The organism is Lysinibacillus sp. FW12, assembly GCF_050817245.1.
GTDB lineage: Bacteria > Bacillota > Bacilli > Bacillales_A > Planococcaceae > Lysinibacillus > Lysinibacillus irui.
Genome location: NZ_CP139094.1, coordinates 1,100,162 through 1,118,619 on the forward strand (window position 1 = coordinate 1,100,162; position 18,458 = coordinate 1,118,619).

Here is an 18,458-nt window from a genome sequence, read left to right on the forward strand (position 1 = left end):
TGTGGATTTATGCAGGCTATTTTATATATTGCACATGGTAGTCGTGTCAAGGCAGGTGTAGAGCAAGCCGTAACATTTCTTCAAGGAGTTCAACAAGCAGTCCATGTATCTATTCAGGAAATATGCTTTTTAGAGCTTGCAACACCAACAATTGCTGAAGGAATTGAAAGCTGTATACGAAAGGGTGCAACAACGATTGCTGTGGTGCCCATTCTGCTCCTGGCTGCCCAACACGCAAAGCAAGATATTCCGATAGAAATTGCGAAAGCTCAAAAACAATATCCTTATGTAAAATTCACTTATGGTGAGCCTCTTGGAATCCATGAACGATTAATTGATACCTTACAAGCTAGGATTATAGAAAAACAGCAACCTAATCGCAATGCCCGTGTTTTACTTATTGGGCGTGGGAGTAGTGATCCAAGCGTCAAAAGAGATTTAGCTAAAATTGCCGCGCGGTTACGTACTAAATATAACTATCATTCAGTGGAAACATGCTTTTTATATGGGATGGGACCAACATTTGAAGACTGGCTTCAACAAGCAAAAGGGGAGCAACAACAAGTCTTTATCGTACCCTATTTATTATTTACAGGTATATTACGGCAAAGCATTACCAAACAATTACAGGGCTTTGACAGCAAGAACATCATGTTATGTGAAAGCTTAGGCTATGACGACAATGTAAAAAAGGTGTTAGTGGAACGTATTGATGAATTACTACAAGTTAAAGAGGAAGGTGTTTCGTAATGGTAGATAAAAGGGCAGAAAATGTAAATCTAGCATTAGATAATGTCCGCCAAATGTTAAATACAGTGAACCACGGATCAATTACATTGATTGTTCAAAACTCTTACGTGGTTCAAATAGAAAAAAAGGAAAAAATAAGACTTCGATAATTTCTTTGAAAGAGGATTAAATGATAATTCGTGAGGTGGCAAAGATTGAAATTGCAAGTAATAAATAGTCCATTTAATGAAGAGCAGGTGAAGCTATTAAATGAGCTTCTTCCTAAATTAACAATCGAACAGAAAATATGGCTAAACGGCTATTTAAGTGCACCACAAGCAACACTTGAAGCGCTTGTTGAAGATGCATTACCAGCGGTCGAACCTATTACAAAAACAATGACGATTTTATATGGCTCGCAAACAGGCAATAGTCAAGGATTAGCGGAAAAATACGCGTCAGCTTTAAAAGCCCAGAATGTAGATGTTACAATTTCATCCCTAGGGAAATTTAAAGCAACGAATTTAAAAAAGATCACCAATCTCTTACTGATTGTCAGTACACATGGAGAGGGAGATCCACCAGATCAAGCGATTCAATTCTATGAATTTTTGCATAGTAAGCGTGCACCAAAACTAGAGCATTTACACTATTCAGTTCTTGCTTTAGGGGATAGCTCCTATGAATTTTTCTGTAAGACTGGTAAGGATTTTGATGAACAATTTGCTAAATTAGGCGCAAAAAGAATTGTTCCTCGAACTGATTGTGATGTGGATTATGATGACGCAGCTGCACAATGGTTCTTAGCCGTAGAAAAGGAATTTCTGCAACAGACGACAGCAGTAACAGCAACACAAACCAATGAAAACCAAGGTCTAGGAGATTCTACATATTCAAGAAAAAATCCATTTTACGCTGAAGTGTTAGAAAATATTAATTTAAATGGTCGCGGCTCTAATAAAGAAACACGTCATCTTGAATTATCTATTGAGGGCGCTAATTTTCATTTTGAACCTGGAGATAGTATTGGGATTCAACCGGAGAATGATGAACAGTTAGTTAGTGCATTATTGACTGCACTGGAGTTTAATCCAGAAACCGAGGTGACGGTTTTGGATGAAGCAATCACTATCAAGCAGGCTCTACAGAAAAAGTTAGAAATTACCGTGTTATCTAAACCGTTACTTGAAAAAGTTAGTGCCTATACAAAACATCCTGAGTTTTTAAAGCTATTGGAAGAGCCTAATGCTTGGAAGGACTATGCAGAGGGAAGAGACTTACTTGATGTAGTAGAGGATTTTGCACCTTTTACTTGGAGTGCTCAGCAATTTGTCGAGATGCTCCGTAAAATTCCAGCACGACTTTATTCCATAGCTAGTAGCCAAAAGGCCAATAGTGAAGAGGTTCATTTAACGATTAGTAAGGTAAGTTATGAGACTAATGGTAGACAACGTCTTGGTGTTTGCTCTGGTAGTATATCAGAACGCATTCAACCCGGCGATACTTTACCAATTTATGTTCATAAAAACCCGAACTTCAGATTACCAGAAAATGAGGATACACCAATTATTATGATTGGTGCGGGCACAGGTGTTGCTCCTTATCGTGCTTTTCTAGAAGAACGAGAGGAGTTAGGCATTGAGGGGAAAGCTTGGCTCATCTTTGGTGATCAACATTTTGTCACGGATTTCCTCTACCAGACGGATTGGCAACGATGGCTTAATTCTGGCACATTAAGCCAAATGCATGTTGCCTTCTCACGGGATACCGAGAAAAAAGTATATGTTCAACATAAATTGCAAGAACATGCAGCAAGTTTTTATGAATGGCTTCAGCAGGGTGCAGTCATTTATGTATGTGGGGATAAAAAATCAATGGCAGCTGATGTCGATGCAACCATTCATCAAATTATTGAGCAGCAAGGACAGAAAACACCAGAAGAAGCAAAATCCTTTGTGAACGAATTAAAGCAGCAAAAACGCTACCAACGGGACGTTTATTAACAGTATTTCGTGCATGTTAAAAAACCTATAGTGAACCTTTGCTAGCAAGCGGGGTCTTAGGTGTTTCAGAAAACACCGAAGTGTTATGGATTAAAGGAGCGATAAGGAATGTCAGAAAAAATAGTATTACCTCCACAGCCTGGGAAACCAAGCGATGTAGAACGTATTAAGACCGAAAGTAATTACCTACGTGGAACACTTGAGCAATCGATGAATGATCCATTAAGCTCTGGTATTCCTGAGGATGATAATCGTCTAATGAAATTCCATGGCAGTTACTTACAGGATGATCGAGATCTTCGCAATGAGCGTCAACGTCAAAAGCTAGAACCAGCCTATCAATTTATGGTTCGTGTACGAACACCTGGAGGAGCAGCTACACCGGCTCAATGGCTTGTTATGGATGAAATGGCAAGAAAGTATGGGAATGGTTCCTTAAAATTAACAACACGTCAAGCATTTCAAGTACACGGCATTTTAAAATGGAATGTGAAAAAATATATGCAGGAAATCAATGAAGTGTTATTGGATTCTCTTGCAGCATGTGGAGATGTAAACCGCAATGTGATGTGTAATGTGAATCCAAATCAATCTGCATTGCATGAGGAAGTGTATAATTGGTCAGCTAAATTAAGTGAGCATTTATTACCTCGAACGCGTGCATACCATGAATTATGGTTGGATGGAGAAAAGGTAGTAGATAGTCAGGATGAAGAAATTGAACCGATTTACGGAGCTCAATATTTACCACGTAAATTTAAAATTGGAATTGCCATTCCACCAAGTAATGATGTAGATGTTTTTTCACAGGATATCGGCCTTATTGCCATTGTTGAAAAGAACGAACTTATCGGATTTAATATTGCTGTTGGCGGAGGAATGGGTATGACACATGGTGATCATGATACCTATCCACAGCTTGCTCGTGTAATTGGCTTTATTACACCCGATAAATTGCTAGAAACAGCAGAAAAAATACTGACGATCCAGCGTGATTATGGAAATCGCTCTGTTCGCAAAAATGCACGTTTTAAATACACGATTGATGCAAGAGGACTTGAATGGTTCCAAGAAGAATTAACTCGTCGTCTAGGCTGGGAAATTCAGCCGGCTCGCCCCTATACATTTGAGCGTACAGGTGATGAATTTGGCTGGATTAAAGGGTCTGATGGCAATTGGCATTATACATTATTCATTCAAAATGGTCGTTTAAAAGATTTTGAGGATTATCAGTTGTTAACTGGATTACGAGAAATAGCTAAGGTACACACAGGTGATTTTCGTTTAACACCAAACCAAAATTTAATGATTAGTAATGTAACACCACAGAACAAGGACAAAATAAATACGATTATTGAACAATACAAGCTAACGGATGGGGCCCATTATTCAGCGTTACGTCGCAATTCTATTGCCTGTGTTTCTTTACCGACATGTGGTTTAGCGATGGCTGAAGCAGAACGCTATTTACCCTCTCTAATTACTAAAATCGATGAGATTATTAATGAAGCGGGCTTAAATGAAACCGAGATCGTCATTCGTATGTCTGGTTGTCCAAATGGATGCTCACGTGCAGCTATGGCAGAAATCGGCTTTATCGGTAAAGGGCCAGGAAAATATAATATGTACCTAGGTGCTAGCTTTACAGGCAATCGCTTAAATAAAATCTATCGTGAAAATATTGGCGAAGAGGAAATTTTAGCAGAGCTACGCCCAATTCTTCTACATTTTGCGAAGGAACGTTTAGAGGGCGAGCATTTTGGAGACTTTGTTATTCGCGCTGGGTATGTAACAGCCGTGTATGATGGAAGAGATTTTCACTAATCTTAAAAACCATGTAGCATTTTCTTTGCTACATGGTTTTATGTTGTTAGAAAAAGATGATGGGTAGGGTGAGGGGGATATCCGTTCCACCTGCCACAAAAATTCTATTTAAATAGAGTAATCCTCAGGTATAAACACCTTCAATTGTTTCGGCTTTACAAATACTTGATCGCCAACATGAAGCTGGAGATGATGAAATTGCTCTTTAGATAACTCTACCTCTAAAAACTCATCAAGATCCTCACGGCGTAGCTCCATCTGAACAATAGGGCCTAACAAATGTATATGACTGATTATAACAGGAACCGTACCTGGAATACTTGTTTTCTCAATATGAATATCATGCGGGCGTACATAGCCAATGGCGTTGTCTTCAGTATGTGTTAAAGCATCAGGTACATCAAGTGCAATTTCGCCATGCAAGAGCTTGCCATTATGTAAGCGCCCTTTAAAAAGATTGACATTGCCTAAAAAATCATAAACAAACGGACTTTTAGGATTTGTATATACCTCATCTGGACTGCCAATTTGCTCAATTTTGCCATTGTTCATGACCACAATACGATCAGCTACATCAAGTGCTTCCTCTTGGTCATGTGTAACAAAAATACTTGTAATATGAAACTCATCATGCAGCTTCCGTAGCCAGCGACGTAACTCCTTGCGTACTTTTGCATCAAGGGCTCCGAATGGTTCATCTAATAAAAGGACTTTCGGCTCTACAGCCAGTGCTCTTGCTAGTGCTACACGTTGACGTTGCCCTCCGGAAAGCTGCGTTGGATACCGGTCAGATAAATTTTCAAGTTTAACTAGTTGCAACAATTCCATTACTTTTTTTGTTATTTCTTCCTTTGAAGGTCTGTTTTTTCTTGGACGAACCTTTAGGCCATAACCCACATTATCAAAGACCGTCATATGACGAAAAAGTGCATAATGTTGAAACACAAAGCCTACGTTGCGTTCCTTTGGATGTTGATTGGTTATAGATTGCCCATCAAATAATATGTCCCCAACATCAGTAGCTTCAAGCCCTGCAATGACACGTAATAAAGAGGTTTTTCCTGAACCGGAAGGGCCAAGCAATGCTACTAGCTCTCCAGATTGAATATGAACTGATACATCCTCTAATGCTTGGAAGGAACCATATTTTTTGGATACGTTCTGAATTTGTATACTCATAGTGACGATCTCCTTTTAACTAGATTTTGATTTCCAGGCAATCATGTCTTTCACTACTAATGTAAAGATTGCTATGACACTCATTAAAGATGCGACAGCAAAGGCTGCTGAAAATTGATATTCATTATAAAGAATTTCAATATGAAGTGGCATTGTATTGGTCAAACCTCGAATATGACCGGATACAACAGAGACAGCACCAAATTCTCCGATAGCACGGGCATTACATAAAATTAACCCATAAAACAGTCCCCATTTAATATTCGGTAATGTGACATACCAAAAGGTCTTAAAACCACTAGCACCAAGTGAAATAGACGCTTCCTCCTCAGAGGTTCCCTGTGTCTGCATGAGCGGGATTAACTCACGTGCTACAAAGGGCAACGTGACGAAAATAGTGGCGAGAACAATACCAGGGAGGGCAAAAACAATTTTTATATTGTTTGCGAACAGCCAATCACCAAATAGTCCCTGAGACCCAAACAAAAGAATAAACACTAAACCTGCGATAACAGGCGAGACTGCAAAAGGTAGATCAACAATGGTAAGTAAAAGATTTTTTCCTTTAAAATTAAATTTTGTGAGTGCCCAAGCAGCCATTACACCAAAAATAGCATTCAATGGTACCGTAATCGCCACAACAATAAGAGTAAGTTTAATAGCTGCTAATGCATCTGGATGTGTAATAGCTGCTAGATAAACATCTATTCCTTGTTGAAAGGCAGTAATAAAAATAGATACTAACGGCAGCACAATAAATAAAGCTAAAAAAGCGAAGGCAATGCCAGTTAACGTATAGCGAATAATACGAGGCTCCTGTAATGCAGCAGACGTTGTGACAGCTTTATTTGACTGTTGAATAAAAGTTGATTGTTCCATAACGTACCTCCTAATGCACAAAGCGACGATTAGCTAGCCATTGTATGAAGTTGATGGTGAATAACAAAATAAAGGATGTGACAAGCATGACAACTGCTATTGCTGTTGCACCCGCATAATCATATTGCTCTAGCTTTGTCATAATGATTAATGGCGTAATTTCCGTTTTCATCGGCATATTTCCAGCAATAAAAACAACAGAGCCATATTCACCTAATGCCCGAGCAAAGGCTAACGAAAAGCCAGTTAATATGGCGGGTAATAGCTCAGGCAAAATAACTTTACGGAAGGTTTGTAATCGATTTGCGCCAAGACTTGCTGAAGCTTCTTCCACCTCAGCACTACTATTTTGTAATACAGGCTGAACTGTTCGCACAACAAAGGGTAGCCCGATAAAAGTTAAGGCAATAATGATACCAAGGGGTGTAAAGGCAATTTTAAAATTGAAAAATTGGCCGATCCAACCATTTGGTGCATAGAGTGACGTTAAAGCAATGCCTGCGACAGCAGTTGGTAAGGCAAAAGGTAAATCGACAAGTCCATCGATGATTCGTTTAAAGGGAAATTGGTAACGAACAAGAACCCAAGCGATAATTGTGCCGAAAATAACATTGAGTAAACCAGCAATTAACGCTGTGCTGAAGCTTACTTTATAAGAAGCAACAGCACGAGGGTCTGTAATAATATCGATAAACGCCGTCCAGCTTAATGACATGGTATGAATAAAAATCATAGAAAGTGGCAATAACACTAGTAAACTAACATAAAGCATTGTATAACCGAGTGATAGATGAAAGCCTGGAATAATGCGATGCGATTTTTTAAGACGGATTAAACTACTCATTAAAACGCTCCTTATTGTGGTACGTATATTTCATCAAAGGTACCACCATCTTTAAAGTGGGTTGCTTGTGCTTGTGCCCAGCCACCAAAATCATCTATTGAGACAAGTTCAAGCTGTGGGAATTGTTCTTTATACTTCGCCAAAATCGTTTCATTACGTGGTCGATAATAGTTTTTCGCAGCAATTTCTTGCCCGATATCGCTATATAAATGCTGTAAGTAAGCCTCAGCCACTTCGCGTGTCCCTTTTTTATCAACAATTTTGTCGACAATAGCAACTGGTGGTTCAGCTAAAATACTTAATGAAGGTGTAACGATTTCAAATTCATCCTTACCTAATTCATTTAGAGATAAGTATGCCTCATTTTCCCATGCAATTAAGACATCACCGATTTTTCGTTCTACAAATGTTGTAGTGGCACCACGAGCTCCGGAGTCTAGTACCTCTACATTGCTATATAGTGATTTCATAAATTGTTTTATTTTTGTTTCATCATCGTTATATAATTTCCCAGCATAAGCCCAAGCAGCTAAGTAATTCCAACGTGCACCACCAGAAGTTTTAGGGTTCGGTGTAATGACAGACACATCTTTTTTAATCAAGTCATTCCAGTCTTGAATGTTTTTTGGATTACCCTTACGTACTAAAAAAACAATGGTTGATGTATATGGAGTAGAGTTATGATCAAACTCTGTCTGCCAATCTTTATCCAAGAGATCGCGCGTTTGAGCAATTTCATCAATATCGTAAGCTAGTGCAAGTGTGACAACGTCAGCCTCAAGCCCATCAATCACCGCCCGCCCCTGTTTACCAGATCCACCATGAGATTGATTGATCGTGACATCTTGACCTGTTTCATCCTTCCATTTTTTAATAAAGTCTTTGTTGAATTCATCGTAAAGCTCACGTGTCGGATCATAGGAGACATTTAGTAGTTCTACAGATTTCTTTGCATCCTGGTCACTTGCTTCTTTGTCTGAGCTAGCACGCCCACAGCCTGTTAAGCCCAAAGCAAATAAAGATATTAGCGCTATTGATTGCAGTACAAATTTCCTTTTTTTCATATCATTTCGCTCCTTTTCTGTCTAAAGAATGCAAAAGGCCACCCCCCATAGTGAATTCACCTCATGGGTAGATGGCCTTCAGATCCTCTGATCAGCATGTTATTGTTGGTGTCAAAGCTTTAGTAATACATTAAACATATATTTCCTATTAGTCAACAAGGAATTATAAAAAGATTTTTTATTTTCAATTTTCCATTCATCATATGCAGCTGGAGAATTGAAAAAGTGGGATTATTTAAAAATTTTAAAAACCTAGTTGACTGCTAGGTGTACTTTAGTATATATTTGGTAATAAGAAAAATGATTGAAGAACGAGGTAGCAACTACTAGTGAACAATCATTAAATAAAGAGCTGGCTAGTCAAACTAGAGGCGTTTTAACAAAGACCTGTTTTACTGTGTCTGTTGTTAGAACGCCTTTTTTCGCTATGAGGGGGATTCGATGTTAACATATGCAAATTGGCAAGAACCAACCATTGATTTTCAAATCGATGAAACGTATAAGGCAGCACTGGAGGTGTTAAAGTGGAGCTTTCAAGAATATGGGGATGAAATCGTCTATGCATGTAGCTTTGGTATTGAGGGAATAGTACTCATTGATCTTATTTCAAAGGTAAGGCCTGATGCGACGATTGTCTTTTTAGATACAGATGTTCATTTTAAAGAAACATATGAAACTATTAATAAAGTTAAAGAAAGATATCCGCTATTAAACATCGTTATGAAAAAGCCTGCACTTACACTTGAACAACAAGCTGCACAATATGGCGATGAACTATGGAAGTCAAATCCAAATAAATGCTGTGACATTCGTAAAATTAAGCCTTTACATGAAGCTTTGTCAGGGAAAAAGGCTTGGATTTCTGGCTTACGTCGTGAACAGTCGCCAACACGTCAACAAACAAATTTTCTTAATCGCGACGAGAAATTTACATCCATTAAAGTTTGTCCATTGATTCATTGGACTTGGAAGGATGTCTGGCGCTATGTCTCTAAGCACAATCTGCCATACAATCCTTTGCATGATCAAGGTTATCCAAGTATTGGCTGTGAGCATTGTACAAAGCCAGCATTTACAATGGATGATTTACGGTCGGGCAGATGGCAAGGGTTGGGTAAAACAGAGTGCGGGTTACATGAGTAAAGGAGTTATGCCATGCTTGAATATTTTGCAATAGCGATTAGTTTATTTTTTGCGATGAATATAGGTGCTAGCGGAGCAGCAGCCTCTATGGGGGTTGCTTATGGTGCAGGTGCCATCAAAAAAGCGTGGCAAGCATTGCTGTTATGCGCAGTCGGCGTTTTTAGTGGAGCGATATTAGGCGGAGGAGAAGTTGTCAAAACGATTAGCTCTGGCATTATGCCACAGGAGTATATAACGGTAAAAATTGTTGTCATTATTTTAATTTCAGCAACAAGCTCTTTGTTTTTTGCCAATCTTCTAGGCATACCATTATCAACAAGTGAAGTAACGGTAGGTGCCGTTGTTGGGGTTGGTATTGCCTATAAAGTGCTATTCGTCAATTCTTTGCTTGTTATCATCTCATTTTGGATTATTGTACCACTTGTAGCTTTTATTATAGCTCTTATATTTGGCAAGCTGTTATATAAATTACAAAGTAGAGGACAGCTAAAAGATCGTCCGATTATAACGATCCTTCTAGTATTGGCTGGATTTTTTGAAGCTTTTTCGGCTGGCATGAACAATGTGGCAAATGCAGTTGGACCACTTGTTGGTGCAGGTATGATGGACGTTACGACAGGTATTATCCTTGGTGGGGCCTTTGTCGCAATCGGCGCTATGCTACTTGGCAAACGTGTTCTTGAAACAAACGGCAAAAAAATTGTGCGCTTTAAAAAAGCAGAAGGAATTTTAATATCTAGTACAGGTGCACTTCTTGTAGGGATTAGTTCAATATTTGGACTTCCGGTTCCATTAACACAAGTAACGTCTTCATCCATTATTGGAATGGGTATGGCACAGAATGGGAAACAAATTTTTCATCAGCATATTGTGAAAAAAATTATTCGCATTTGGATTGTTTCGCCCATCTTTTCGTTAGCTATTTCTTATTTTCTAGTACAGCTATTTTTAGAGAAGGATCTCTACGCCATTATTTTAATTGGCAGTATTATTGTTGGAACACTGGGAGTCATTAGTTTAATGCGTACAATGCGTGAAGAGGAGCAATCTATCTATGATGCAGGGGAAGGCATTTAAATTAGTTCCTATAAATATATGTTAATATATAAAACTTAGTAATTCCCTAGAATTAGGAGGAGATTTTAATGAGTTTACAACCACATGGTGGTCTTCTTGTGCAAGCATTTAATCCAGAAAAGGATATTACAACGATTCACAAAAAGATAGAGCTGGATGCAATTTCATTGAGTGATTTAGAGCTAATTGCGATAGGAGGCTATAGCCCAATTGAAGGCTTTCTAACACAGGAAGACTATGAGTCAGTCGTGGAACAAAGCCGCTTAGCATCTGGAGTAGTATGGAGTATTCCTATTACTTTACCTGTTACAAAAGAGAAAGCTGCAACGCTAGAGCCTGGTGATGAAGCTACATTAGTATTTAATGATGTAATTTATGGGGTTATTGAAGTGGCAGATATTTATGAACCGAATAAGCGAAAAGAGGCATTGCTCGTTTATGGTACGGAGGATTTAGCCCATCCTGGAGTTCAAAAGCTTCATGACCGACCTGCAATGTATGTTGGAGGAAAAATTACATTAATCAACCGTATCGCTCGAAAGTTTCCTACATATTCCTTTGATCCAGTGGAAACACGACAATTATTTGCTGAAAAGGGATGGAAGACGATTGTCGGCTTCCAAACTCGTAATCCTGTCCATAGAGCACATGAATATATTCAGAAGGCAGCACTTGAAACGATTGATGGGTTATTTCTAAACCCTCTTGTTGGTGAAACAAAATCGGACGATGTGTCAGCTGCAATTCGAATGGAGAGCTATGAAGTTTTATTGAAAAACTATTATCCTGAAAATCGTGTTCAATTAGGTGTGTTCCCAGCAGCTATGCGCTATGCAGGACCACGAGAGGCTATTTTTCACGCACTAGTGAGAAAAAATTATGGCTGCACTCATTTTATTGTAGGTCGTGATCATGCAGGTGTAGGTGATTATTATGGTACGTATGATGCACAAAAAATCTTTGAGCAATTTACTGAAGATGAATTAGGCATCGTCCCATTAAAATTTGAGCATAGTTTTTATTGTCAACAATGCGAGGGAATGGCTACGACAAAAACGTGTCCACACGATAGTTCGGCTCATGTGATTTTATCAGGAACAAAAGTACGTGAAATGCTACGAAATGGAGAAGTGCCTCCAAGCACATTCAGTCGTAAAGAAGTGGTAGACGTCCTAATTAAAGGCATGCGAAAGGAGGTAGTTAAATGAGCTCAAACATCGTTTGGCATGAAGCCTCCATTACGAAAGAGGAGCGCCGTTCAAAAAACAAGCATCATAGCTTTATATTATGGTTTACAGGCTTATCTGCTTCAGGAAAATCATCGGTAGCAAATGCCTTTGCTCAGAGATTATTTGAAAGAGGTAATCAAGCCTTCGTGTTGGATGGTGATAATGTCCGTCATGGCTTGAATAAGGATTTAGGATTTGATGAGGCAGGCAGAAAGGAAAATATTCGCCGAATAGGAGAAGTTTCTAAGCTATTTATAGAAGGCGGTCAAATTGTGTTAACAGCTTTTATTTCGCCTTATCGGGAGGATCGCCAAGTGGTACGCGAGCTTGTAGAAGATGGCGAATTTCTTGAGGTTTTTGTTAAGTGTTCGGTAGAAATATGTGAAAAACGAGATCCAAAAGGTCTGTATAAAAAAGCAAGAAATGCGGAAATTGCTAACTTTACAGGAATTAGCGCACCGTATGAAGAACCAGAAAATCCAGAAGTTATTTTGGATACAGAACAATATTCCATAGAGGAATGCGTTGAACAGCTGACCGATATTTTAACAGCCAAGGGATATATTTAACGAAAAAATCTGCTCGAGAGGACCATCGAGCAGATTTTTTCTATATTTATTTCACATTTTGTTCCTTTTTCATTCTGTCAATTTCAGGACCTAGCTCATCACGTACTGTCCCTTTCCATGGCTTTACACCAGCAATATAGGAGGAACGAGTCATAATATGTCCACCAACAGGTCCAGTAATGAAGAGGAATAGTATCCCCAGTAATATACGTGGATTGAAATGATCTTCAATCAGCCAAAAGTGAAAGAATACACCGATTAGTACACACATAACACCGAGTGTGGCACTTTTGGAAGCGGCATGGGCACGCGTATACAAATCAGGTAAGCGGATAAGTCCAATCGCTGTCACGACAATAAACAGTGCACCAACTGTAATGAAAAAGATAACTAAACTATTAGCGAGAATTGTCACGTTTAATGATATCTCCTTTCTCTATGAATTTAGAGAAGGCCACTGTACCGATAAACGATAAAATTGCTAGCAATAAAATAATCTCAAGGAAGAAGCTTGTTTCCACTAAGATTGAAAATAGGCCAATAAGGGAAATAAGTGATACACCAAGGGAATCTAAAGCTACAACACGGTCAGATGCTGAAGGGCCTTTTACCATTCGATATATGACAGCAATCATCGATAAGCAAATCACTACAATGACTGCAATAATAAATGTTGTCATGATTTACTCACCTCCAAAATTGCTTTCTCAAATGAATCTCGTATGGAAGCAATTGCTTCATCTACATCACTAATATCAATGGCATGTACATACAATGTTTTCGCATCATCTGAAACATGAACGACAACTGTTCCTGGCGTTAAAGTAATTAGACTTGATAGTAAAGTGATCTCCCAGTCCTGTGTTAGCACAGTAGGATATGCAAAAAAGGCTGGTTGCATATCCAATTTAGGTTTTAACACAACTTTCAAAACTTGCACATTGGCTAATATTAATTCTTTAAAGAACAGCAAAGTTAATTTTAGAAGGGCCCATAAACGGTAGACATAAAGTCGTGACTTGAAAAATCTCCGCATGATGATCAGTAAAATAATCCCCATTATAAACCCAATAATAAAGCCGGCTGCTGTGTAATTAGAGGAAAGGAACATCCATACAAAGGCAAGGACAAAGTTTAAAATCATTTGAAATGCCATAGTGTTAGTCCTCCTTCATTACAGCATCTATATAGATAGATGGATCATGTAATAGTTTTGCAGCATCGTCCATAAATGGTGTTATCCATTCGGAACCAACCCCGTATGCTACAGAAATAATCACTAAAAGGGCCGTAGGGATAAACAGCATTTTATAGTTTGCTTTGTTAATAGTGCCATGTGTGTTTTTCTCCTCACCCCAAAAGGCATAAAGGAAGATACGGATCACGGACAATAGCACGAGTAGTGAAGAGGCTAATATGAAAATACTGCTCCACATACTTCCAGCCTCAAAGCCACCTTGTACAATCAACAACTTTCCAACAAACCCGCTAAGTGGTGGTATACCAGCAAGACCAAAGGCTGCAATTAAATAACACCAACCAAGAGCAGGATATTTCTTCATGAGACCACCCATCTTACGCAAATCGGATGTACCAGTAATGTAGATGATAATACCAATTAACATAAAGAGCGCGGCCTTAATAAGCATATCGTGAATTAAATAGAACATAGCCCCTTTTAATGAAACCTCGTTCATTTGGGAGACTCCAAATAAAATGACGCCGACTGCAATGACAATATTGTAGATAATAATGAGTTTGATATCAAAATAGGCTAAAGCCCCAATACAACCCGCAATAATAGTAGCGATAGCTAATGCCATTAGTAAATCATGCGTATAGGATAAATCGTGTACAAAGAACAGTGTATAGGTACGTGCAATAGCATAAACACCAACCTTTGTAAGCAGGGCACCGAATAGTGTTAATACCGGAATAGGTGCTGCTGCATACGAAGTAGGTAACCAAAAATAGAGTGGGAAAATAGCTGCTTTTAGTCCAAATACCATTAAAAATAGGACAGCAATAACTGTAATAATCCCTGGTTGATTGATATCAGCTATTTTGACGGCAATATCCGCCATATTTAATGTACCTACTACCGAATATGAAAAGGCAACGGTAATAACGAATAAGGCTGATGAAATAACATTAATTAAAATATACTTGATAGAGCCTTTCAGTTGGCCCTTTTCTCCACCTAGAACGATCAGTAAATAGGAAGACATGAGCAATACTTCAAAGAAAACGAACAGGTTAAAAATATCGCCTGTTGTAAAGGCTCCGTTTACCCCAGTTAAAATAAACATAATACCAGGATAATAAAAGAAGCGTTCACGCTCTTTAGTAATGGAACCAAAGCCATACCAAACAACAAAAAATGCAATAAGCAATGTCGTTGTGACGAGTAACGCGGATACCATATCAGAAACCATAGTAATCCCATAAGGAACTGGCCAGTCTCCGAAGGTAACTTTTTGAATACCATCATTTTTCACTTTAAAAAGTAGGGAAATGGCTGAAATAAAAGCAAGTCCAATTCCAAGTAATGAAAATGATCGTTGATACGTTAGATTTTTTTGCCCAAACATTAAAATCATGCCAAAGAAAAACGGGATGATAATGGGCAGTAGTAGGAAGTTATTCATCCTCATCACTTCCTCTCATTAAGCTAATATCATCTGTATTTAGCTCCTGATAGGAACGATAGGCAAGTACCAGGAAGAAAGCTGTTACCCCAAAGCTTATAACAATAGCTGTTAAAATGAGTGCCTGAGGTAATGGATCTGCAAAAGTTTTAGATCCTTCAGTTAAAACGGGAGGTGCTTCCCCACCAAGACCACCCATTGTTAAGATTAGTAAATGGGCACCATGACTGAGCAGGCCCGTGCCTATAATAATACGTAATAAGCTTTTCGATAATAGTAAGTAGACAGCTGCCATAAAGAGAAAGCCGATCACAAAGGCCATAATTATTTCCATTATTCATCCTCCCCAATCGTTTGAATAATGGTCATCGTAACGCCGACAACAACCAAATAGACACCGCTATCAAAAAGCATAGCCGTGTGTAAGGACTGTTTGCCTAGAAGCGGTAAATCGAAATAATCAAAGAAATGAGTGAAAAACGGTTTCCCTACAAACATGGGAAATGCCGCTGTAGCAAGGGCTAAAAGTAAGCCAATTGCTGTTAGATACGTGTAATTAATAGGTAAAATATGACGAACTGTATTAATATCAAAGGCTAACACCAAAAGAACAATCGCGCTTGAAGTTAACAGTCCCCCAACAAAGCCTCCCCCAGGAGTGTAGTGACCAGCTAAAAAGATATGAATGGAGAAGAAGAAAATAATGAAAAATACAATTTTAGCTGTAAATTGTATTATCACATCATTTGTTTTCATGTGTTTTCTCCTTTCTATTCATACGTAGCTTAATCATGGCTAAGATGGCCATACCGGCAATGCCTAGCACTGTAATTTCAAATAATGTATCGAAGCCACGGTAATCTACTAAAATTACGTTGACAATATTTCCACCACCAGCTTTTGAGTAAACGGTTTCCTCATAGTACTTAGAGATGGAAGGAATAAGTTTTTGTGAATGTGATGATAGTGCAACAAGCGTCACCATTACACCAACTGCAATGGAAACAACAGCTCGATTTAACTGAAATCTCATACGCTCTTCGCGTTTACCAAGCTTAGGTAGATGGTAAAACGCCAATAAAAATAGTGCTACAGAGATGGTTTCAATAACTAGCTGTGTTAGCGCTAAATCAGGCGCATTAAAAATGACAAAGAATAATGCAACTGTATATCCAACAGCACCAAGACCGATGATAGCTGTTAAACGAGATTTTGCCAGTATAGTAATAGCTGTTCCAATCAATAACACCAAGATTAAGATAATTTCATATGGCTTGATTGGTGAGGTCTCTTCGAATGAAATACTAAAGGCATCTTTCACAAAAAGAGAGCCGATGACAATAATAGCTATACCACTAAACATATATAGTAAGTAATGACGCATAGAGCCTGTCATATATAGTCGTGATAGACGGTTTAATCCAGTATCTAATCCCTGCATAATTTTGTCGTAAGCATTGTTGAGTGTGAATGCTTGTGGGAATCGTTGATACATTCCTTGCCATTTTGGTAAGGCTACAAATAACAGTACACCTATAATAACAATTCCAATAGTCATGAGTAGCTCAGGGTTAATGCCATGCCAAGCTTCTACATGTATATCAATCGCTTGAGGTGTATCATATAAAAATGGTTGAATGGCTTGAACAGCTGGCTTGACAAAGGTATTCCCGATAAAGTTCGGAATAAAGAATATTGTCACAACTAAAGCTGCTAAAAGTATAGGGGAAATTAACATCCCAATTGGCGCCTCATGTGGCTTATGAGGTAATTGTTCAGGCTTATAATTTCCATTGAATGTTTTGAAAACAAAATAAAAGCTATAAATAAATGTGAATATACTAGCAATCCAAGCGATAATAGGGAATAAAGCACCCCATGTATCAAAGCCGAAAAATTCAAACTTTTGAAGTGCAAGCATAGCAGTTAAAAACATTTCTTTACTTAGGAAGCCGTTAAATGGTGGAAGACCAGCCATTGATAAGCTCCCTATTGCCGCAACTGTAAAACTAATCGGCATAATACTCATTAGCCCACCAAGCTTACGAATATCTCGTGTACCTGTTTCATGATCGACAATACCGGCAATCATGAATAGACTACCTTTAAATGTAGCGTGGTTAATCAGGTGGAAGATAGCAGCAAATGCCGCAAATTTTATCGTATCTATGGATTCGCTAGAATGAAAGGCAACTGCACTTGCACCTAAGAGCGACATAATAAGACCAAGTTGACTTACTGTAGAGAATGCAAGGATACCTTTTAAATCCGTTTGCTTCACTGCAAAGAAGGAACCCCAGAATAATGTTAAGATACCGATACCCGTAACAAGCCACACCCATAGCTCTGAGGCTGCAAAAATCGGTGTAAATCGTGCAACTAAATAGATACCTGCTTTTACCATTGTTGCAGAGTGCAGATAGGCACTAACTGGTGTAGGCGCTTCCATTGCATCAGGTAGCCAAATATAGAATGGGAATTGTGCGGATTTTGTAAATGCTCCTAAGAGCAATAGAATAAGTGACCAAGTGAATAAAGGATGTTCTACTAAATTAGGTGCCATGGCAATCAATTCTCGGATTGAATAGGTCCCACCCATTAAATAAAGAAGAACGAAGCCACCTAGCATCATTAAGCCGCCACCAACCGTAATCATCATTGATTTGAGTGCGCCAAAACGAGAGGCATCACGAGTATACCAATAGCCAATGAGTAAAAATGACGAAATAGAGGTTAGTTCCCAAAAGAAATATAATGAAATTAAATGATCTGACTGTACTACTCCAAGCATGGCTGACATAAATAACAGTAAGTAAACATAAAAGTTATGTAATTTTTCTTTATGTTTATCTAAGTAAAAAATAGAGTAAAGTACGACTAACGAGCCAATTCCAGTAATGAGTAAAGAAAATAATAAGCTTAGTCCATCCAAATACGAGACGATGGAAATATCAAGCGATGGAATCCAAGGAAGCTCTGCAGTGAATACTTCCCCCTTAGACACTTGAGCAATATATGTTGCATAAATAACCGCAAGCGTAGCAGGTACAGCAAGCACAAACCAGCCTGTGTGAATATTTTTCATGCGTTTATATAATAATGGCACTAATATTGCAGCAAGCATTGGAATGAAAATATAAAGTACTTGTAACAAAAAAACCCTCCTTTATGCAGGTAAGTATATCAATTATAACGTACTTTAATTGGGAATGCATATGCACTAATGGGATTTAGCTTGCGGTCGTGGAAGAATTTTCGTTATATTATAAA

General features: G+C 38.4%; 19 protein-coding genes. 8 read left to right on the forward strand and 11 right to left on the reverse strand.

Annotated elements, in window-relative coordinates; all coding sequences use genetic code 11:
* Positions 1 to 9: 9 nt before the first annotated feature.
* The 4 genes from SJW71_RS05600 (at position 10) to cysI (ending at position 4,556) form a co-directional block, all read left to right on the forward strand.
* A complete protein-coding gene (locus SJW71_RS05600; RefSeq protein WP_312505833.1) occupies positions 10 to 750 on the forward strand; it encodes a sirohydrochlorin chelatase in 741 nt (246 codons plus the stop codon).
* Positions 750 to 899, forward strand: coding sequence for a YezD family protein (locus tag SJW71_RS05605; RefSeq protein ID WP_274794236.1), 150 nt, complete (start codon positions 750 to 752; stop codon positions 897 to 899). Before SJW71_RS05600 ends, SJW71_RS05605 begins: the two co-directional genes overlap by 1 nt.
* Positions 900 to 944: 45 nt before the next feature.
* Positions 945 to 2,732, forward strand: a complete 1,788-nt coding sequence (locus SJW71_RS05610) for an assimilatory sulfite reductase (NADPH) flavoprotein subunit (RefSeq protein ID WP_431811846.1) — start codon at positions 945 to 947, stop codon at positions 2,730 to 2,732.
* A gap of 108 nt (positions 2,733 to 2,840) precedes the next feature.
* On the forward strand, positions 2,841 to 4,556 hold the full coding sequence (cysI, locus tag SJW71_RS05615) for an assimilatory sulfite reductase (NADPH) hemoprotein subunit (protein WP_312505830.1): 1,716 nt from the start codon (positions 2,841 to 2,843) through the stop codon (positions 4,554 to 4,556).
* Between the two features lie 108 nt (positions 4,557 to 4,664).
* Here cysI and SJW71_RS05620 read toward each other — a convergent pair whose 3' ends face one another.
* From SJW71_RS05620 to SJW71_RS05635, 4 genes are read right to left on the reverse strand one after another with little or no spacing between them, the layout of a single operon-like run.
* Positions 4,665 to 5,735, reverse strand: a complete 1,071-nt coding sequence (locus tag SJW71_RS05620; RefSeq protein ID WP_274794233.1) for a sulfate/molybdate ABC transporter ATP-binding protein — start codon at positions 5,733 to 5,735, stop codon at positions 4,665 to 4,667.
* Positions 5,736 to 5,750: 15 nt separating this feature from the next.
* Complete coding sequence (gene cysW / locus SJW71_RS05625) at positions 5,751 to 6,614, reverse strand: sulfate ABC transporter permease subunit CysW (RefSeq protein ID WP_431811847.1); 864 nt, start codon at positions 6,612 to 6,614, stop codon at positions 5,751 to 5,753.
* Positions 6,615 to 6,624: 10 nt separating this feature from the next.
* Entirely contained in the window at positions 6,625 to 7,458 is an 834-nt protein-coding gene (gene cysT, locus SJW71_RS05630) for a sulfate ABC transporter permease subunit CysT (RefSeq protein WP_341386730.1), read from the reverse strand.
* An 11-nt stretch (positions 7,459 to 7,469) separates the two neighbouring features.
* Positions 7,470 to 8,522, reverse strand: a complete 1,053-nt coding sequence (locus tag SJW71_RS05635) for a sulfate ABC transporter substrate-binding protein (RefSeq protein WP_274794230.1) — start codon at positions 8,520 to 8,522, stop codon at positions 7,470 to 7,472.
* A gap of 441 nt (positions 8,523 to 8,963) precedes the next feature.
* On the opposite strand from SJW71_RS05635, the gene SJW71_RS05640 reads away from it, so the two are divergent.
* The 4 genes from SJW71_RS05640 (at position 8,964) to cysC (ending at position 12,540) form a co-directional block, all read left to right on the forward strand.
* Positions 8,964 to 9,665: a phosphoadenylyl-sulfate reductase gene (locus SJW71_RS05640; protein ID WP_431811848.1), complete on the forward strand. Its 702-nt coding sequence runs from the start codon at positions 8,964 to 8,966 to the stop codon at positions 9,663 to 9,665.
* A 12-nt stretch (positions 9,666 to 9,677) separates the two neighbouring features.
* Positions 9,678 to 10,742 (forward strand): inorganic phosphate transporter, encoded by a 1,065-nt coding sequence (locus SJW71_RS05645; protein WP_431811849.1) that lies wholly within the window; start codon positions 9,678 to 9,680, stop codon positions 10,740 to 10,742.
* A 68-nt stretch (positions 10,743 to 10,810) separates the two neighbouring features.
* Positions 10,811 to 11,950, forward strand: a complete 1,140-nt coding sequence (gene sat, locus SJW71_RS05650) for a sulfate adenylyltransferase (RefSeq protein ID WP_341386728.1) — start codon at positions 10,811 to 10,813, stop codon at positions 11,948 to 11,950.
* On the forward strand, positions 11,947 to 12,540 hold the full coding sequence (gene cysC, locus SJW71_RS05655; RefSeq protein ID WP_312505819.1) for an adenylyl-sulfate kinase: 594 nt from the start codon (positions 11,947 to 11,949) through the stop codon (positions 12,538 to 12,540). Before sat ends, cysC begins: the two co-directional genes overlap by 4 nt.
* Positions 12,541 to 12,586: 46 nt before the next feature.
* On the opposite strand, the gene mnhG is transcribed toward cysC, so the two are convergent.
* From mnhG to SJW71_RS05690, 7 genes are read right to left on the reverse strand one after another with little or no spacing between them, the layout of a single operon-like run.
* Positions 12,587 to 12,955, reverse strand: coding sequence for a monovalent cation/H(+) antiporter subunit G (gene mnhG, locus SJW71_RS05660; RefSeq protein WP_274794225.1), 369 nt, complete (start codon positions 12,953 to 12,955; stop codon positions 12,587 to 12,589).
* Positions 12,939 to 13,220 carry a Na(+)/H(+) antiporter subunit F1 gene (locus tag SJW71_RS05665; RefSeq protein ID WP_054610630.1) on the reverse strand — a complete coding sequence of 94 codons (282 nt, stop codon included), beginning with the start codon at positions 13,218 to 13,220 and terminating at the stop codon, positions 12,939 to 12,941. Before SJW71_RS05665 ends, mnhG begins: the two co-directional genes overlap by 17 nt.
* Positions 13,217 to 13,696, reverse strand: coding sequence for a Na+/H+ antiporter subunit E (locus SJW71_RS05670; protein ID WP_274794224.1), 480 nt, complete (start codon positions 13,694 to 13,696; stop codon positions 13,217 to 13,219). Before SJW71_RS05670 ends, SJW71_RS05665 begins: the two co-directional genes overlap by 4 nt.
* A 4-nt stretch (positions 13,697 to 13,700) precedes the next feature.
* A complete protein-coding gene (locus SJW71_RS05675; RefSeq protein WP_431811850.1) occupies positions 13,701 to 15,188 on the reverse strand; it encodes a Na+/H+ antiporter subunit D in 1,488 nt (495 codons plus the stop codon).
* Complete coding sequence (locus SJW71_RS05680; protein ID WP_274794222.1) at positions 15,181 to 15,522, reverse strand: Na(+)/H(+) antiporter subunit C; 342 nt, start codon at positions 15,520 to 15,522, stop codon at positions 15,181 to 15,183. Before SJW71_RS05680 ends, SJW71_RS05675 begins: the two co-directional genes overlap by 8 nt.
* Positions 15,522 to 15,944 carry a Na(+)/H(+) antiporter subunit B gene (locus tag SJW71_RS05685; RefSeq protein ID WP_274794221.1) on the reverse strand — a complete coding sequence of 141 codons (423 nt, stop codon included), beginning with the start codon at positions 15,942 to 15,944 and terminating at the stop codon, positions 15,522 to 15,524. Before SJW71_RS05685 ends, SJW71_RS05680 begins: the two co-directional genes overlap by 1 nt.
* Complete coding sequence (locus SJW71_RS05690; protein WP_429978592.1) at positions 15,931 to 18,342, reverse strand: Na+/H+ antiporter subunit A; 2,412 nt, start codon at positions 18,340 to 18,342, stop codon at positions 15,931 to 15,933. Before SJW71_RS05690 ends, SJW71_RS05685 begins: the two co-directional genes overlap by 14 nt.
* Between the last annotated feature and the right edge of the window lie 116 nt (positions 18,343 to 18,458).